16 protein-coding genes are annotated in these 15,934 nt (G+C 69.1%); 8 read left to right on the top strand and 8 right to left on the bottom strand.

Going from position 1 to position 15,934, the window contains the following annotated elements; translation table 11 throughout:
- Nucleotides 1-58 precede the first annotated feature (58 nt).
- On the bottom strand, nt 59-811 hold the full coding sequence (locus QTI33_RS16850) for a TetR/AcrR family transcriptional regulator (RefSeq protein ID WP_286507262.1): 753 nt from the start codon (nt 809-811) through the stop codon (nt 59-61).
- 159 nt (nt 812-970) lie between these two features.
- On the opposite strand from QTI33_RS16850, the gene QTI33_RS16855 reads away from it, so the two are divergent.
- The 3 genes from QTI33_RS16855 to mhpA (QTI33_RS16865) are packed head-to-tail and all read left to right on the top strand — an operon-like array spanning nt 971 to nt 4,432.
- Entirely contained in the window at nt 971-1,810 is an 840-nt protein-coding gene (locus QTI33_RS16855; protein ID WP_286507263.1) for a fumarylacetoacetate hydrolase family protein, read from the top strand.
- A 28-nt stretch (nt 1,811-1,838) separates the two neighbouring features.
- The gene (locus QTI33_RS16860) at nt 1,839-2,780 is read left to right on the top strand and encodes a VOC family protein (RefSeq protein WP_286507264.1); all 942 of its coding nucleotides are present in this window, start codon (nt 1,839-1,841) and stop codon (nt 2,778-2,780) included.
- Between the two features lie 23 nt (nt 2,781-2,803).
- Nucleotides 2,804-4,432 carry a bifunctional 3-(3-hydroxy-phenyl)propionate/3-hydroxycinnamic acid hydroxylase MhpA gene (gene mhpA, locus QTI33_RS16865; protein ID WP_286507265.1) on the top strand — a complete coding sequence of 543 codons (1,629 nt, stop codon included), beginning with the start codon at nt 2,804-2,806 and terminating at the stop codon, nt 4,430-4,432.
- A gap of 34 nt (nt 4,433-4,466) precedes the next feature.
- Here mhpA (QTI33_RS16865) and QTI33_RS16870 read toward each other — a convergent pair whose 3' ends face one another.
- Nucleotides 4,467-5,156 (bottom strand): GntR family transcriptional regulator, encoded by a 690-nt coding sequence (locus tag QTI33_RS16870; RefSeq protein WP_286507266.1) that lies wholly within the window; start codon nt 5,154-5,156, stop codon nt 4,467-4,469.
- Between the two features lie 124 nt (nt 5,157-5,280).
- On the opposite strand from QTI33_RS16870, the gene QTI33_RS16875 reads away from it, so the two are divergent.
- From QTI33_RS16875 to msrA, 3 genes are all read left to right on the top strand, one after another.
- Nucleotides 5,281-5,862 carry a VOC family protein gene (locus QTI33_RS16875; protein WP_286507267.1) on the top strand — a complete coding sequence of 194 codons (582 nt, stop codon included), beginning with the start codon at nt 5,281-5,283 and terminating at the stop codon, nt 5,860-5,862.
- Nucleotides 5,863-5,864: 2 nt separating this feature from the next.
- The gene (locus QTI33_RS16880; protein WP_286507268.1) at nt 5,865-6,275 is read left to right on the top strand and encodes a nuclear transport factor 2 family protein; all 411 of its coding nucleotides are present in this window, start codon (nt 5,865-5,867) and stop codon (nt 6,273-6,275) included.
- 155 nt (nt 6,276-6,430) lie between these two features.
- Nucleotides 6,431-7,183 carry a peptide-methionine (S)-S-oxide reductase MsrA gene (gene msrA, locus QTI33_RS16885; protein WP_286507269.1) on the top strand — a complete coding sequence of 251 codons (753 nt, stop codon included), beginning with the start codon at nt 6,431-6,433 and terminating at the stop codon, nt 7,181-7,183.
- Here msrA and QTI33_RS16890 read toward each other — a convergent pair.
- The 3 genes from QTI33_RS16890 to QTI33_RS16900 are packed head-to-tail and all read right to left on the bottom strand — an operon-like array spanning nt 7,138 to nt 10,124.
- Nucleotides 7,138-8,061, bottom strand: a complete 924-nt coding sequence (locus QTI33_RS16890; RefSeq protein WP_286507270.1) for a fumarylacetoacetate hydrolase family protein — start codon at nt 8,059-8,061, stop codon at nt 7,138-7,140. The two genes, msrA and QTI33_RS16890, sit on opposite strands and share 46 nt — an antisense overlap.
- A gap of 52 nt (nt 8,062-8,113) precedes the next feature.
- Nucleotides 8,114-9,613 carry a bifunctional 3-(3-hydroxy-phenyl)propionate/3-hydroxycinnamic acid hydroxylase MhpA gene (gene mhpA / locus QTI33_RS16895; RefSeq protein WP_286507272.1) on the bottom strand — a complete coding sequence of 500 codons (1,500 nt, stop codon included), beginning with the start codon at nt 9,611-9,613 and terminating at the stop codon, nt 8,114-8,116.
- The gene (locus tag QTI33_RS16900) at nt 9,606-10,124 is read right to left on the bottom strand and encodes a VOC family protein (RefSeq protein WP_286507290.1); all 519 of its coding nucleotides are present in this window, start codon (nt 10,122-10,124) and stop codon (nt 9,606-9,608) included. The genes mhpA (QTI33_RS16895) and QTI33_RS16900 overlap by 8 nt, the downstream gene beginning before the upstream one ends.
- A 187-nt stretch (nt 10,125-10,311) precedes the next feature.
- On the opposite strand from QTI33_RS16900, the gene QTI33_RS16905 reads away from it, so the two are divergent.
- On the top strand, nt 10,312-10,995 hold the full coding sequence (locus tag QTI33_RS16905; protein WP_286507273.1) for a glutathione S-transferase family protein: 684 nt from the start codon (nt 10,312-10,314) through the stop codon (nt 10,993-10,995).
- Between the two features lie 3 nt (nt 10,996-10,998).
- Here the strand turns inward: QTI33_RS16905 and QTI33_RS16910 are convergent, their stop codons facing one another.
- The 3 genes from QTI33_RS16910 to QTI33_RS16920 form a co-directional block, all read right to left on the bottom strand.
- On the bottom strand, nt 10,999-12,495 hold the full coding sequence (locus QTI33_RS16910; RefSeq protein ID WP_286507274.1) for a DASS family sodium-coupled anion symporter: 1,497 nt from the start codon (nt 12,493-12,495) through the stop codon (nt 10,999-11,001).
- Nucleotides 12,496-12,577: 82 nt separating this feature from the next.
- Complete coding sequence (locus tag QTI33_RS16915) at nt 12,578-13,552, bottom strand: Bug family tripartite tricarboxylate transporter substrate binding protein (RefSeq protein WP_286507275.1); 975 nt, start codon at nt 13,550-13,552, stop codon at nt 12,578-12,580.
- 71 nt (nt 13,553-13,623) lie between these two features.
- Complete coding sequence (locus tag QTI33_RS16920; RefSeq protein ID WP_286507276.1) at nt 13,624-14,712, bottom strand: tartrate dehydrogenase; 1,089 nt, start codon at nt 14,710-14,712, stop codon at nt 13,624-13,626.
- A 115-nt stretch (nt 14,713-14,827) separates the two neighbouring features.
- Between QTI33_RS16920 and QTI33_RS16925 the strand changes: the two genes are divergently transcribed.
- Complete coding sequence (locus QTI33_RS16925; protein WP_286507277.1) at nt 14,828-15,760, top strand: LysR family transcriptional regulator; 933 nt, start codon at nt 14,828-14,830, stop codon at nt 15,758-15,760.
- Nucleotides 15,761-15,934 lie beyond the last annotated feature (174 nt).

Here is a 15,934-nt window from a genome sequence, read left to right on the forward strand (position 1 = left end):
CAGTCGCATCGACACGCCCGGATGTCCTGGTGGATGTCGGCGCTCTGGCGGGCGTCAGTCACTCCTTCGGATGGCGCACCCGCGCCTGCGTGGCCGGGCGACCCTTGGCCGCGCGGCGCGGGGCCGCCTCGGTGCCCTTCAGTCCGGAGAAGATCGGGCCTTCGACCGCGCCCGGGATCTCCAGCGGCATGAACGCGATCGCTTGCGCCTCGGCCGGCTTCAAGCCCAGGCCCAGCAGCACGCAGCGCAGGATCTGCTCCGGATGGTTCTCCAGCGTGGGCTCGGTCAGCATGGTCTCGATGCCGTAGAAGATCGCGCCCAGCACGATGTCGCGCGCCACCCGGACGCTGTCGACGTTCAGGCGCGGGCGCGCGAGTTCGAGGTCGCGCGTCAGGTAGCGGTCGATCATCTGGCCGCGGGTTGCGATGCGGGTGCCGACCTGCGTGATGAAGGTGCCCCACAGCGGATAGCGCACCGCCATGCGCATGTACAGGCGCGTGCCGGTCGCGAAGCGCGCCACCGGATCGTCATGGTGAAGCACCAGCGGATCGACGATCTGCAGCACCTCGTCGCTCATCGCCGTGGCCAGCGCCAGCAGCAGCTCGTTGGTGGTCTTGAAGTGGTTGTAGAAGGTGCCGCGCGAGACGCCGGCCGCGGCGATGAAGTCGTCGATCACCGCCAGCTCGGGGCCCTTGTCGTTGAACACCCGCAGCGCGCTCTCGAGCAGGCGCAGCCGCGTCTTCTCGCGCCGTTGCGCGCCCACCCGCACGCGGTGGTCTTCGGTTGTTGCTTCGCTCTCGTCGTGGGCCATGGGCGGGGAGGGTACACGACCGCCGGTGCCGCTTTGCGACGAATCCGATCCTAGGGTAACCCCCAGCATTTTGGCCTCTTTGTCATATTGACGAAATCGTCAGATCAACTAAAGTTAGTTTTAGACAAATAGTCTAAATCAACCCAAGGACCACACACCATGAAGCTGCTACGCCACGGCCCCGTCGGGGCAGAAAAACCCGGAGCCCTGGACGCCGACGGCCAGGCCCGCGACCTCTCCCTGCTGATCCCCGACTTCACGCCCGAATGGATGGCGCCCGCCAAGCTCGAGGCCTTGAAGGCGATCGACCTCGCCCGCCTGCCGCTGGTGCCGGCGGGCGCGCGCCTGGGCGCGCCGGTCGCCGGGGTGCGCCAGTTCGTGGCCATCGGCCTCAACTACCGCAAGCATGCGGCCGAGTCGGGGCTCGAGATCCCGAAAGAGCCGGTGGTCTTCACCAAGGCCCTGACCTCGCTGGCCGGGCCGAACGACGACGTCGAACTGCCCGAGGGCTCGGTCGCCGGCGACTGGGAGATCGAGCTCGGCTTCGTGATCGGCACGCAGGCGCGCAAGGTGCCGGTGGCGCAGGCGCTGTCGCACGTGGCCGGCTACTGCCTGGCCAATGACGTCTCCGAGCGCGACTGGCAGATCAAGCGCAACGGCCAGTGGGGCAAGGGCAAGAGCTTCGACGGCTTCGGCCCGATCGGTCCGTGGCTCGTGACCAGCGACGAGCTGCCCGATCCGCAATCGATCCCGCTCGAACTCGCCGTCAACGGCGAGACCCGGCAAAAGAGCAACACGGCCGACATGATCTTCCCGGTGGCCGAGATCGTCTCCTACCTGAGCCAGTTCATGACCTTGCTGCCGGGCGACGTGGTGATCACCGGCACGCCCGAGGGCGTCGGTCTCGGCGTCAAGCCGAACCCCGTGTTCCTGCAGCGCGGCGACGTCATGACCCTCAGCGCGGGCCCGCTGGGCACGCAGCGCCAGCAGATCGTCTAGGCCTGGCCGCAATGTCCTGGAGACAACGATGACAGCAGCCACCTGCCGGATGCTCGCGGTGCATTCCGTCGACGAGTTCGTGTTCAGCGTGCCCGACCTCGAGCAGGCGCGGCACTTCTACACCAGCTTCGGGCTGGACGTGCGTGACGAAGCGGGCGGCCTCGCTCTGTACACCTTCGGCCACCCGCATCGTTGGGCGCGTGTCCTGCCTGGCGACGGCGGCAAGCGCCTGCTGTGGCTAAGCCTCGGCATCCATGCCGACGACGTGGAAGGCTTCGCGCAGCACCTGGCCGAATGTGGCGTCGTCCGCATCGCGGCGCCCGACGGGGCGGAGGCCGGTGGGCTCTGGATCGGCGGGCCGGACGGCCTGCCGCTGCAGCTGCGCGTGGCGCCGAAGTCGTCGCCCTCGCAGCCTGCGCCGCGCGAGTTCCCGCCGCAGAGCCACGACCGGGGGCGCGCACCCGGGCGCAGCCAGACGCAGGCGGTGCGCCCGCTGTACCTCTCGCACATCCTGCTGTTCAGCGCCGACGTCGACGCGGCGCGGCGTTTCTACGAAGACCTGCTGGGCCTGCGCCTGTCGGACAAGTCGGGCTCGGTGATCGCCTTCATGCACTCGCCGCACGGCAGCGACCACCACCTGATCGCGCTCGCCAAGTCGGGCGGCGCGGGCCTGCACCACAGCAGCTGGTGCGTGCCCTCGCTCGACGCGGTGGGCCTGGGCAGCCAGCAGATGGCGCAGGCCGGCTACGACCAGGGCTGGGGGCTGGGCCGCCACGTGCTGGGCTCCAACTACTTCCGCTACGTGCGCGATCCGTGGGGCAGCTACGCCGAGTACTCCTACGACATCGACTTCGTCGCGCCCGAAAGCGGCTGGCCCGCGGCCGACCACCCGGGCGAGGACTCGCTCTACGTCTGGGGGCCGGCGCTTCCCGAGGATTTCATCGTCAACCACGAACTGCCGGCTCGTTGATCGAGCGGCGCGGAGATCACATCATGAGCAGCAGCATTCCTTTCTACGACGTCGTCCAGATCGGCTACGGCCCGGTCAGCGAAATCATGGCGCTCTCGCTGGCGCGCCAGGGCCGCCGGGTCGCGGTGTTCGAACGCTGGAGCGAACGCTATCCCTTGCCACGTGCGGTGTGCATCGACCACGAGCTCTACCGCGTGCTGTCCGCGCTCGGCATGGGCCGCGACCTGCCGGCGGTCAGCCATGCGGGCCCGGCGTACCGCTGGTTCAATGCCGAGTGGAAGGAGTTGCTGTCCATCGACTGGGCATCCGAATCGATCTCGGGCGGCCCGGAAGTCAACTTCGTGCACCAGCCGACGCTCGAGAAGATGTTCGAGGAGGTGGTGCAGGCCTGCCCGAACGTCGAGCTGAACCTGGGCTGGGAGGCGATCGAAGCCACCCAGACCGCCGACCACGCGCAGCTGGTCGTGCGCAGCACGGCATCCGGCGAAACGCGCACCGTGCGCTGCAAGTACCTGATCGGCGCCGACGGTGCCAACAGCCTGGTGCGCCAGGCCATCGGTTCGACGCAGGAAGACCGCGGCTTCGAGGCCGACTGGCTGGTGATCGACGTGCTGCCGAACGAGGGCGTCACGCGCGATGTTCCCCCGGCCGCGCAGTACTGCAACCCGGCGCGGCCGACCACCATCGTGCCGGCCGGCGTCAAGGACGGCCGCTACTTCCGCCGCTGGGAGTTCATGCGCCTGCCGCACGAGACCCGTGACGACCTGGAGCACGAGCACGTCGCGTGGGAACTGCTGGCGCCCTGGGTCCGGCGCGACCAGGCGACGATCGTCCGCCACAAGGTCTACACCTTCCGCTCGCTGCTGGCCGACACCTGGCGCAAGGGCCGCATGCTGATCGCCGGCGACGCCGCCCACGTGATGCCGCCCTTCATGGGCCAGGGCATGTGCGCCGGCCTGCGCGACGACTGGAACCTGGCCTGGAAGCTCGACCTCGTGCTCGACGGCAAGGCCGACGACGCGCTGCTCGACACCTACCAGCCGGAGCGCCGGCCGCATGTGAGCGACGTCATCGACCTGTCGATGTACCTCGGCCGCGTGATCTGCATCCCCGACGCCGACCAGGCCGCCGAGCGCGACGCGGCCTTCTTCAGCGGCAAGGCGCTGCCGCCGCCGGCCTTTCCGAGCCTGACCGACGGCATCCTGCGCCGCGGCGACGACGGCGCGGTGCTGGCGCCGGCCGGCCTGCTGGCCCCGCACGGCCACGTGCGCGCGGGCGGGCGCCAGGGGCGCTTCGACGACATCGTCGGGCTGGGCTTCGTGCTGGTGTCGCGCAGCGGCGCGGCCGAGGCGGCGCTCGGTGCCCGCCAGCGCGCGTTCCTCGATGCGCTGGGCGGCCAGCGGGTCGTCGTCGCACCGGACGGCGAGGCGGCCGAGAGCGCCGGCGCGCTGGTCGACCTCGATCGCAAGTTCACGGCGTACATGACGCAGCATGGCATCGACACGATGCTCGTGCGCCCGGACTTCTACCTCTACGGCGCGGTGGCGACGCCCGGCGAGGTCAATCGGCTCGTCGACGACCTGGCGGCCGACCTCGCGCGCCATGGCGTGCGGCTGGCCGCCGCGCGCGAGCAGGAACCCGTCGCAGCGTGAGCGGCGCCTCGGCCGAGTGGCACCTCGTGCCGCTTCAGCGCTGGTGTGTCACCAGCGCTTCCATGGATTCGTTGAGCAAGCGGATGGTGAGCGGGGCGTCCCGGCTGACCGCCGCTTCCATGATGTCGCGATGCTCCAGCCGCGTGTGTTCGGGGTCGAGGTGGGCGACATTCAGGCGCCGATGGCGGTCGGCGGAATCGAACAGCAGCTCGTGGAACTCGATCAGCCACCGGGAGGCGCAAGCCGCGATCAGCGCCGCATGGAACCTGCGGTGCAGCAGCTCCCATTCGCGGTTGGTGTGGCCGTCGGCCAGCGTCATCGGGCAGCGCCACATCCGGTGGCAGGCGAGCACGAGCGCGTCCTCCCAGCCCTGGTCGCCGCAGCGCAGCGACTCCCGGACGACGATTTCGTTGAGCAGCTGCCGGGATCGGACCAGGTCGCGCAGGTCCTCGCCGGAAAGGGTCGCGACGCGAAAGCCGCGGCGCTCGACCTGCTCGACCAGGCGCACGGCCGTGAGCCGATTGAGCGCCTCGCGGACCGGACTGGCACCGACGCGGTAGCGCGCCTCCAGGGATTCGATGCGCAGCTTCTCCCCGGGCGCGAAACGGCCCTCCAGGATGTCCTCGCGCAGGCGCTCGAACACCACGCTGGCGCGCGTGGCGCCCTGCGCCTCTTCGGTGCCGGCGAGGGTGTTCAGCTTCAGGGGGTCTCGAAGGGTTTGCACCTAGTGATTCCGTCGTTGCAGCTGAATATTATCGATAAAACCGAGAGTTGATCGATCTGATTCTGATTTATCGGTAATTTGTCGCTGCGCCGTTCGGTGCGCACGCGCCCTCGCAGGAGATCCCATGACCGCCACGATCCGTCCGAAGACCTTCGCCCATGTGGTCTACCGCAGCTACCGCTTCGACGAGATGCTCGACTGGTACGTGAAGGTGTTCGACGGCAAGGTGCAATACCAGAGCCCCGTGATCGCCTTCGTCACTTACGACGACGAGCATCATCGCGTCGCCTTGCTCAACCTCGGCATCGTCAAGGGCGAGTCGGACGCCCGCGTGCCGCGGGGCCAGCCCGGCGTCGACCATGTGGCCTACGGCTATGGCTCGCTCACCGAGCTGCTCGACAAGTACCTCGAGCTGAAGGCCAAGGGCGTGCTGCCGTACTGGTGCATTCACCACGGGATCACGGTCTCGCTGTACTACGCCGACCCGGATGGCAACCAGATGGAATTCCAGGCCGACAGCTACGCGAGCAACGACGATGCCAATGCCTTCATGAATGGCCCGCACTTCGAGCTCAATCCGATCGGCGTCGAGTTCGACCCCGAGGCAATGCTGGCGCGGCTGCGTGCCGGGGAGAGCGAGGCCGCGCTGCTGCTGCGCAGCGAGCACCTGCCGGTGTCCGCGCTGCGCGGCTCGCTGATGGGATGACGATGGTGCTGCAGCTCGAAGACGAAGCGGCCTGCATGCGGCTGTGCGTGGACTTCGCGAACCATCTCGATGCGCGAGACTATCCGCGGGTGCTCGACCTGTTCACCGAGGACGGCAGCCTCGATCGCATGGGCACGCTGCTGACGGGGCAGCGCGAGATCGCGGGCTTTCTCGATGCCCGGCCCACCGCCGTCGTGACGCGGCACCTGTGCACCAACATCAGCGTGCGTCGGGCGTCCGGCGACGAGGCCACGGGGCTCTGCTACGTGCTGTTCTTCCAGGGCAGCGCCGACGGCGAGACCGCCGTGATGTCGGCGCCGCCGTCGGTGGTCGAGTACCACGACCGCTTCAGGCGCACCGCCACGGGCTGGAAGATCCAGGCGCGGCGCATCCGGATGGCGATGCGCGCCTAGTCCCGAAGCGCAGACCCCCACGCCAGCCGCAGGGTGCGGTGTGTCGGTGTAACCGGAAGCCCGCGGCGTGCGAACTCATACTGACAATGAGCGGGAGTTGCTCCCGGATTCGAGCCGATCGACGGCCCAACCACTCCACCGAAGGATGACGCCAGATGAACCAGCCATCGACCCCCCCTGCGCCGCGTGTTGCCGGCCGCGCCTTCTCGCGCCGTGCCGCCCTTGCTGCGCTCACCCTCCTCGCCGGAGCGGCCGCCTTCCGGGTCGTCCCGTCGCTGGCGGCCGAGAGCGCGGTGGTGATCCCGGTGCCGGCCGATGACCCCGCGGCCGCGACGGCGGCGTCCGAAACCGCGGTCGTCGCCGGCGGCTGCTTCTGGGGCGTGCAGGGCGTGTTCCAGCATGTGAAGGGCGTGACCAACGCGGTCTCCGGCTATGCCGGCGGGGACGAGAAGAGCGCCAACTACGATTCGGTGGGTGGCGGGCGCACCGGCCATGCCGAAGCGGTGGCGATCACCTACGACCCGAAGCAGATCAGCTACGGGCGCATCCTGCAGATCTATTTCTCGGTGGCCCACAACCCGACCGAACTCAACCGGCAGGGTCCGGATCACGGGACGCAGTACCGCTCGACGATCTTCGCGCAGAACGCGGAGCAGGCCAGGATCGCCAAGGCCTACATCGACCAGCTCGGCAAGGCCCGCAGCTTCGGCCAGCCGATCGTCACGACCATCGAACTGCAGAAGCGCTTCTTCCCGGCCGAGGCCTACCACCAGGACTATCTGACGCGCAATCCCTCGCAGCCGTACATCGTCTTCAACGACCTGCCCAAGATCGAGAACCTCAAGAAGGTGTTTCCGGACCGTTACCGCGCCGCGCCGGTGCTGGTCGGCGGTCGCACCTCCGGTTGAGCGGCGCGCGGCGCCGCCGCGGCGCCGGCCTGTTCGGCCCGGATGCCGTTGCGCAGGATGCCGATGGCGTCGACCTCGATCTCCACGATGTCGCCGGCCTTCATCCAGACCGGCGGCGTGCGCTTGGCACCGACGCCGCCGGGCGTGCCCGTCACGATCACGTCGCCGGCGCTCAGTGGCGTGAAGGCGGAGATGTGGGCGATCTGGCGCGGAATGCTGTGGATCAGCCGGTCGGTGGTGGTGCGCTGCATCTCCTGCCCGTTGAGGCGGGTCACCAGGGTCATCACCTGGCCGTCCCGGATCTCGTCGCGCGTCACCATCCAGGGGCCGAAGCCGCCGGTGCGCCAGAAGTTCTTGCCCGCGGTCCATTGCGGCGTGGCCGTCTGCCAGTCGCGGATGCTGCCGTCGTTGTAGCAGGCGTAGCCGGCGATGTGGTCCCAGGCGTCCTGCTCGGCGATCCGGCGGCCACCCCGGCCGATCACGACGGCGATCTCGCCTTCGTAGTCCAGCCTGGTCGATTCGGGCGGCAGCACGATGTCCTCGCCATGGGCGAGCTGCGACTCGGCCACGCGCAGGAACAGGGTCGGCTGCTCGGTGATCTCGCGGCCGGTCTCGCGCACGTGCTCGCCGTAGTTGAGCCCGACGCAGACGATCTTGCCCGGGTTGGGAATCACGGGCAGCAGCCGGACCTCGTCGAGCTTCGGCCCGGCCTCTGCCGAGGCGACAACCTGGGCTGCCTCGCCCAGCAGTCCGGCGGCAATCAGTGCCTTCAGGTCGGCGGCGCGCTCGCCGAAGGCCCGCCGCAGGTCGACGATGCGGTCGCCGACGACCGCGCCATAGCTGTCGGTGCCGTTGTCCTGGTAGCTGATGAGTTTCATGGAATGCCTCTGTATGCGGGTGGATCGGATGGGTGTGGGCCTTGCCGCGGGCTCATGGCGCGACGGGCAGGTATTGCGAGATGCGATCCAGGTCCGGCCCCGTGCGCGCCACGCCGACGATGTACCGGTCGGGCCGCAGGATCACGGCCTGGGCCTCGTGGGCCTGCAGCCAGCGGTCGAGCAGGGTGTCGGGCCGGTCGATGACGATGGCGCCCGCGCGGCGCCAGCGCTCGGCGGTGGCCGGAGCGGCCGCTGCCAGGGCCCCGGCCCGGCCGATCACCGCGCTGCGCCGCCCGAGCAGTTCGTCGAGCAGGCGGCCGTCGTCGAGACGCGGTTGCGGAAACGGCCGGCCGGCCGGCGTGCCGGGCGTGGCGTCGAAGGCCCCCGCCCCGAGCAGCTGGGGCGGCAGCTCGAAGATCTCGGGCTGGGCGGTGCGGAACCTCGCGTCGCGCTGGGCGGCGAGTTCAGGGTCGGTGGTCTGGATGATGTTGCCCAGGCGCACGGCCAGCTCGATCAGCGCACGCACGTGCGGTGCGCGTTCGGTCTCGTAGCTGTCCAGCAGGTCGAACGCCGCCCGGTGCTTCAGCACGGCCTCGAGCTTCCACGCCAGGTTGGCCGCGTCGCGCAGGCCGGCGCACATGCCCTGGCCGAGGAATGGGGGCGTCTGGTGACAGGCGTCGCCGGCCAGCAGCAGGCGGCCCTGGCGCCAGCCTTCGGCAATGACGGAGTGGAAGGTGTAGATGGCGGCGCGCTCCAGCCGCGCCTGGTCGGGCCGCACCCAGGGCGCGACCATGCGCCACAGCGCGGCGGGCTGCACCATCGCGTCCCGGTCATCCTCCGGCAGCACCATGATCTCCCAGCGCCGCCGGCGGCCGACCACGTTGCAGTAGGTCATCGGCCGGGCCGGGTCGCAGTGCTGCACGGTGTGCGTGGGCAAGCCGACGTCGGCCTCGAGCACGACATCGAACACCAGCCAGGGCTGCTTCAGGCCGAGGTCGACCATCCGGCTGCCCATGTGCTGGCGCACCGGCGAGCGCGCGCCATCGCAACCCACGACGACACGGGCGCGAACGGCGGCGGCCTGTCCGTCGTCGAGGTTGCGCAGCGTCAGCGTCGCGGCGTCCTCGTCCTGGGCCACGCCGACCACCTCGTGGCGCAGCCGCAGCTGCACGTCGGGGTAGCGCGCCAGACCGGCGCGCAGGACGGCTTCGAGCTCTGGCTGGTGGAAGTAGTAGTTGTTCGCGCAGCCGTGCGGGCCCAGCGCCGCGGTGCCGCCGCGGATGAGCATGGTCTCGCCGGCCGCGTTGACGAAGTGCATGCCCTGCTCGCCCGGCCGGGCGATGGCCAGGGCGGACGCGCGCAGCCCCGCGGCCTGGAGGATGCGCAGCACCTCGCCGTCGAAGTGGATGGCGCGCGGGAGCGGGAAGATGCCGCCTTCCTTTTCGAGCACCAGCACCGACAGGCCGGCGGCGCCCAGCAGATTGGCCAAGGTCGCGCCGGTCGGCCCGAGGCCGACGATCGCCACGTCGTGCACGCGCGCGGGCTCAGCCACGCTGGTCTTCCTGCATCCGGCGCGCCACTTCGGCCTGCCATTGCGCGCGGCTCATGAATTTCGGGAACCGCCTGGCAATGGCTTCGGCCTGCGCGAGGATGGCCTCGTCCGACCGGGACAGGTCGATCGGCTCGCGCAGCGGCTGCTCGCAGTACCAGGGTGTGTCGACGAACAGCTCCAGCCGGTTGCCTTCGGGATCCCGGCAGTAGAGCGACACGGCGTTGCCGTGCGTGACGGGGTGCATGTCCAGCGCGCCCTCGGCCAGCAGGCGGTCGTGGAACAGGCGCAGGGTGGCGATGTCGGGCACGCGGAACGAGATCTGGTTGACGACGTTGAAGCCGATCTCCCGGGGCCGCCCCGTGGCCAGCACCAGCTGGTGATGCTCGCGCGGGTCGCGGCTCAGGAACACCAGCTGGACCGGCCCGAGGTCGCCGGCATCGGTCTGGGTGAATCGCAGGGCCCGCTGGTAGAAGCCGGCCATCCGCGGCTGGTCGCTCACGTAGAGCCCCATGTGGCTGAACTGCAGCTGCGACGGGTTCTGGTCTGGCACGAGGTTGTCTCCTGGAGAAAAAGTATGGCTATTTATTGCCTTGCATGGCGGTCAATTATGTATTGATTATCACAGAATGACAATACGCAAACCTTTTCAGGTCGCCTGACTTGACAACTTGCCGGTTTCGCAGACCATGCAGGTCGCCATGACCGCCCTCACGCTGCACTACCACCCGCTCTCGTCCTACTGCCAGAAGGTGCTGATCGCGATCGACCTGCTCGGGGTCGAGGTCGACTTGCGGCTGCTCGACCTGGGCAAGCCCGCCGAGCGCGACGCCTGGCTGGCGTTGTGGCCCACGGGCAAGATGCCGCTGCTGGTGGACCAGGGGCGGCCGGTCCCCGAATCGAGCATCATCATCGAGCACCTGCAGCAGCACCATGCCACCGGCGGCCGCACCCTCATTCCGGATGCCGCCGCGCTCGACGTGCGCCTGTGGGACCGCCTGTTCGACCTCTACGTGATGACGCCGATGCAGGCCTTCACGGCCGACCTGCTCAAGCCCGAAGGCGATCGCGATCCACGCAGCGTGGCGCGGGCGCGGGACACCCTGTCGATGGCCTACGCCATGATCGACCGCCGGCTCGAGGGCCGGACCTGGGTCGCGGGCGATGCCTTCAGCATGGCCGATTGCGCGGCCGCACCGGCCTTGTTCTATGCCGCGACCTACCTGCCGCTGCCGCCGCAGCAGGTGCACCTGTCGGCCTACTTCGAGCGCTTGATGGATCACCCGTCGGTCGCGGCCGTCATCGATCAGGCGCGGCCCTATTTCAAGTTCTATCCGGGGCGGGCCGGCCTGGCGCGCCGGTTCTACGATCCCACCGCCGCCTGACCTTCAGGTCCAGCCGAGCCAGCGCCAGTAGGTGACGGCGAACAGCAGCATCAGCGCATAGCCCGCGATGGTGACCGGCACGCCGACGCGCGCGAACTGCTTGCCGTTGAAGGTCTCGGTCCCCAGGCAGACCATGTTCTGGGGCGCGTTGATCGGCAGGATGAAGCCGAAGCTCACCGTGAAGCCGAGCAGCATGGTCATGCCGACCTTGTGGATGTCGCCCGGCAAGGTCTGCAGCACCGAGATCAGGATCGGCAGCAGCGCCGCGGTGAGGGCCGTGGCGCTGGCGAAACCGAGGTGGATGACGATCAGGAAGGCCGACAGGATCGCGAACACCACCACCGGCCCCTGCGTCGCCAGCCCCGAATGCGCGACCACGAAGCGGCCCAGCCACTGGCCCGCCTGCGTCGACAGCAGCGCCGTGCCCAGGCTGATGCCGACGCCGAAGACGATCAGCGTGCCCCACGGGATGCGTCCCTGCAGCGACTTCCAGTCCATCACGCCGAGCCGCGGCAGCATCAGGACCACCAGGCCGACGTAGGTGATCGAGGCGGTGTCGATGTCATGCAGCTTGCCCTCGGTGGCCCAGAACAGCAGCAGGCCGACCGACACCGCGGCCAGGCGCTTCTGCGGGCCGGTCATCGGGCCCAACGCCGCCAGGTCGCGCTGCACGGCTTCCTTGCCGCCGGCGATGGCCTCGGACTCGGGCGGCAGCAGCCAGCGGACCAGGAAGTACAGCACGATCGACATCACGACGGCCCACGGCGCGCCGGCGATCAGCCACTGCAGCCAGCTGACGCGCTCGCCGAGCAGCTTGTCCATGAAGCCGACCGTCAGCAGGTTCTGCGCCGCCGCGGTCTGGATGCCCACGTTCCAGACGCTGGTGGCCATGGCCACCGTGATCATGATGCCGGCGGCGATGTTGGAGCGGCGGTCGACCCCGAAGGCGACGATCACGCCCATCATGATCGGCACCACGCAGGCGCTGCGCGCCGTGGCGCTCGGCACCACCAGCGACAGCACGATGGTGACCATGATGCTGCCGATCAGGATGCGCCGGGTGGTGGTGCCGATGATCGACAGCGTGACCAGGGCGATGCGCCGGTCCAGGCCGGTGATGGTCATGGCGGCGGCGATGCACAGGGCTGCGCCCACCAGCGCCAGCGCCGTGCTCGAGAAGCCCGCGAGCGCCATGCCCAGGGCCTGGGAGGTGCCATAGAGGCGGGAAGGGTCGCCGACTTGCGGCGCCAGCCCGACCAGCGCCGCCATCAGCGAGGTGATCATGATGGCGCTGGCTTCGTAGCTCACCGATTCGGTGATCCACACGATGATCGCGAACACCAGGATGGCCAGCATGCGATGCCCGGCGACCGGCAGGCCCTCCGGCAAGGGCAGGGCCAGCACCGCCAGCATGGCCAGCGCGGCGAGGTAGAGGCCCCAGGGCGGCGGCTTGCGCGCCGCTGTCGTTTGCTGACCCGGATCGTTGTTGGCAAGGCGCATCGGCGGACCCCCTCCCGTGGGCCGGTCGATCTTGGCGCAAGCGCGCCAGGAAGACAACCGCAGGCGGGGGCTGCCGCCGCGCTCAGTCGATGGTGACCTTGGCGTCCTTCACCAACTGCGCGTACTTGGCCGTGTCGGCCTTGATCTGCGCGGCCATCCGGGCCGGCGTGTCGCCGATCGGCTCGGCACCGATCTCCGCCATGCGCTTGCCGAACTCCGGCGACTGGATGATCTTCACCAACTCGGCATTCAGCCGGTCGACGATGTCCTTCGGCGTCGCCGCCGGTGCCAGGATGCCGAACCAGGTGCCCTGGTCGAAATCCTGGAGGCCGGATTCGGCCAGCGTGGGCACGTCGGGCAAGGTGCTCGAGCGCTTCGCCGTCGTGACCGCCAGCGCGCGCAGCTTGCCGCCCTTGATGTGCTGGACCACCGGCGTCAGCGTGTCGAAGGACATGTCGACCTGGCCGCCCAGCAGGTCGGTGGTCAGCGGCGCGCTGCCCTTGTAGGGCACGTGCAGCAGTTCCACGCCGGCCAGGCTCGCGAACTGGGTGCCGATCAGGTGCTGCACGGTGCCGTTGCCATTGGAGCCGTAGGACAGCTTGCCCGGCGCTGCCTTGGCCAGCGCGACCAGCTGCTTGACGTCCGTCGCCGGCGACTTCGCATTGACCACCAGCACGTTGGGCACCATCGCGATGGTGGTGACCGGCGCGAAGCTCTTCTCGAAGTCGTAGGGCAGCTTCTTGTAGACGCTGGTGGCGATGGTGTGGTGCACGGCGCCCATCAGCAGGGTGTAGCCATCGGGCTTGGCCTTGGCCACGTAGTCGGCGCCCAGCGTGGCGCCGGCGCCGGGCCGGCTTTCGACGATCACCGGCTGGCCCAGGCTCTGGCCGAGCTTGTCGCCGATGGCCCGCGCCAGCACGTCCGAACTGCCGCCGGGCGGGAAGGGCACGACGAGGCTGATCGGCTTGATGGGCCACGCCTGGGCGCTGGCGAGGGACGCGGCCAGTCCGAAGGCGAGCGCCGTGAGCAGGCGGGTGCGGGCGAAAGTCGATGTCATGAAGGTCTCCATATGGTTATGCGGCGAACGGTGGCAGCGATGCATTTGCCGAAGCCACACTTGACTTGCGTTCAACAAGGAGCGGATTGCCCCGCGGCCAGCACCTGGCCGCAGACCGCCTGGGTCACGTCGGCGGTGGTGGCCTTGCCGCCGAGGTCGCGGGTGTGCAGGCTCTTGTCGGCGGTGACCTTCTCGATCGCCGCCATGACGCGCCGGGCGGCGTCGAATTCGCCCAGGTGCTCGAGCAGCATCACGACCGACCAGAAGGTGCCGACCGGGTTCGCCAGGCCCTGGCCCATGATGTCGAAGGCCGAGCCGTGGATCGGCTCGAACATCGACGGGTAGCGGCGCTCCGGGTCGATGTTGCCGGTCGGCGCGATGCCCAGGCTGCCGGCCAGCGCGGCCGCGAGATCGCTCAGGATGTCGGCATGCAGATTGGTGGCGACGATGGTGTCGAGCGACGCCGGGTTGTTGACCATGCGGGCGGTCGATGCGTCGACCAGTTCCTTGTCCCACTTCACATCGGGGAATTCCTTCGCGACCTGCACCGCGATCTCGTCCCACATCACCATCGCATGGCGCTGGGCGTTGCTCTTGGTGATGACCGTGAGCTGCTTGCGGGGGCGCGACCGGGCCAGCTTGAAGGCGAAGCGCATGATGCGCTCGACACCGGCGCGGGTCATCATCGAGACGTCGGTCGCGACCTCGATCGGATGGCCCTGGTGGACCCGGCCGCCGACGCCGGCGTATTCGCCTTCGGAGTTCTCGCGCACGATGACCCAGTTGAGGTCGTCGGGCCCGCAGCGCTTGAGCGGGCCGTCGATGCCGGGCAGGATGCGGGTCGGCCGCACGTTGGCGTACTGGTCGAAGCCCTGGCAGATCTTCAGGCGCAGGCCCCACAGCGTGATGTGGTCCGGGATGTGCGGGTCGCCGGCCGAGCCGAACAGGATGGCGTCCTTGTCGCGCAGCGCGTCCAGGCCGTCGTCCGGCATCATCACGCCGTGGGCGCGGAAGTAGTCGCCGCCCCAGTCGAAGTTCTCGAACTCGAACCGGAACTCGTCGCTGGCCGAGGCCAGTGCGGCCAGCACCTGCTGGCCGGCGGGAACGACTTCCTTGCCGATGCCGTCGCCGGGGATGGTCGCGATCTTGTACGTCTTCATGGCTTGTTTCCTGGGGGTGTGGGTCGGGGGTAGGCGTACTGTAGAAACTCGACGGGGCTTTGGATCGGGGCTAAAGTGAATCCATCATTTACCTGGATTCAACAATCAGCGGCCCATGGCTCCCGGCATCCAACCTGCAGACCTCGGCTTCTTCTCGGCATTGGCCGGCGCGGGGAGCCTCAGCGCGGCGGCACGCGAGCTGGGCATCACCACGCCGGCGGTGAGCAAGCACCTGGCGCTGATGGAGTCGCGCCTGGGCGTGGCGCTGGTCAACCGGACCACGCGCCGGATGAGCCTGACCCCCGAGGGCGAGCTGTATCTGGAGCACGCCCGGCGCATCCTCGGCGAGATCGACGGCATGGCCGAGATCCTCGGGGTGGCCAAGGCCACGCCCAAGGGCCTGCTGCGGGTCAACGCGACGCTGGGCTTCGGCCGCAGCCATGTGGCGCCCATCATCTCGAAGTTCGTGCGCAAGCACCCCGAGGTCCAGGTGCAGCTGCAGCTGTCGGTGAATCCGCCGGCCCTGACCGAGGACGCTTTCGACGTCTGCATCCGCTTCGGCGCGCCGCCGGATTCGCGGGTGATCGCCCGCCAGCTGGCGCCCAACCGGAGGCTGCTGTGCGCCGCGCCGGCCTATCTCGCGAAGCATGGCATCCCCAAGGTGCCGAACGACCTCGCCAGGCACAACTGCATCGGGATCCGGCAGGGCGAAGAGGCCTACGGCGTCTGGCGGCTGGCGAGCGGCCGGGGCCGCAGCGCGACCACCGAGTCGGTCAAGACGCGGGGCAACCTGACCACCAACGACGGCGAGATCGCGGTCAGCTGGGCGCTCGATGGCCACGGCATCCTGATGCGGGCGGAATGGGACATCGAGCGCTACCTGCGCAACGGCCGGCTGGTGCAGGTGCTGCCCCACTGCTACACGCCGGACGCGGACATCTACGCCGTCTATCCGCAGCGCCACCAGCTGGCGGCGCGGGTGCGGGCCTTCGTGGATTTCGCGGGGCTTGTGCTTCAGCAGCCCCGGGCGTCACCAGCCGCGGCCTGAGCAGCGTGCGGCCGTGGAGTGGTGCGCCCGGAGGCTATCGGCCTCCGGGCGGAGCCACGCACTCAGCCCATTCGCCTGTGCGTCGAAGCCTTGTCGCCATCCATCTGCGAAGCGTCCGACAGCACATTGCGCCCCGTCTTTCCGATGGGTGAATCAGTATCGAAGGCTCGCTGC

Source organism: Variovorax davisae (assembly GCF_030316845.1).
In the GTDB taxonomy this organism is placed as follows: Bacteria; Pseudomonadota; Gammaproteobacteria; order Burkholderiales; family Burkholderiaceae_C; genus Variovorax; species Variovorax davisae.

Bases quoted from the DNA above. Each gene is read 5' to 3' on its own strand.
- QTI33_RS16850 (WP_286507262.1), bottom strand. From the start codon at position 811: ATGGCCCACGACGAGAGCGAAGCAACAACCGAAGACCACCGCGTGCGG.
- QTI33_RS16855 (WP_286507263.1), top strand. From the start codon at position 971: ATGAAGCTGCTACGCCACGGCCCCGTCGGGGCAGAAAAACCCGGAGCC.
- QTI33_RS16860 (WP_286507264.1), top strand. From the start codon at position 1,839: ATGACAGCAGCCACCTGCCGGATGCTCGCGGTGCATTCCGTCGACGAG.
- mhpA (WP_286507265.1), top strand. From the start codon at position 2,804: ATGAGCAGCAGCATTCCTTTCTACGACGTCGTCCAGATCGGCTACGGC.
- QTI33_RS16875 (WP_286507267.1), top strand. From the start codon at position 5,281: ATGACCGCCACGATCCGTCCGAAGACCTTCGCCCATGTGGTCTACCGC.
- QTI33_RS16880 (WP_286507268.1), top strand. From the start codon at position 5,865: ATGGTGCTGCAGCTCGAAGACGAAGCGGCCTGCATGCGGCTGTGCGTG.
- msrA (WP_286507269.1), top strand. From the start codon at position 6,431: ATGAACCAGCCATCGACCCCCCCTGCGCCGCGTGTTGCCGGCCGCGCC.
- QTI33_RS16890 (WP_286507270.1), bottom strand. From the start codon at position 8,061: ATGAAACTCATCAGCTACCAGGACAACGGCACCGACAGCTATGGCGCG.
- QTI33_RS16900 (WP_286507290.1), bottom strand. From the start codon at position 10,124: ATGGGGCTCTACGTGAGCGACCAGCCGCGGATGGCCGGCTTCTACCAG.
- QTI33_RS16905 (WP_286507273.1), top strand. From the start codon at position 10,312: ATGACCGCCCTCACGCTGCACTACCACCCGCTCTCGTCCTACTGCCAG.
- QTI33_RS16910 (WP_286507274.1), bottom strand. From the start codon at position 12,495: ATGCGCCTTGCCAACAACGATCCGGGTCAGCAAACGACAGCGGCGCGC.
- QTI33_RS16915 (WP_286507275.1), bottom strand. From the start codon at position 13,552: ATGACATCGACTTTCGCCCGCACCCGCCTGCTCACGGCGCTCGCCTTC.
- QTI33_RS16920 (WP_286507276.1), bottom strand. From the start codon at position 14,712: ATGAAGACGTACAAGATCGCGACCATCCCCGGCGACGGCATCGGCAAG.
- QTI33_RS16925 (WP_286507277.1), top strand. From the start codon at position 14,828: ATGGCTCCCGGCATCCAACCTGCAGACCTCGGCTTCTTCTCGGCATTG.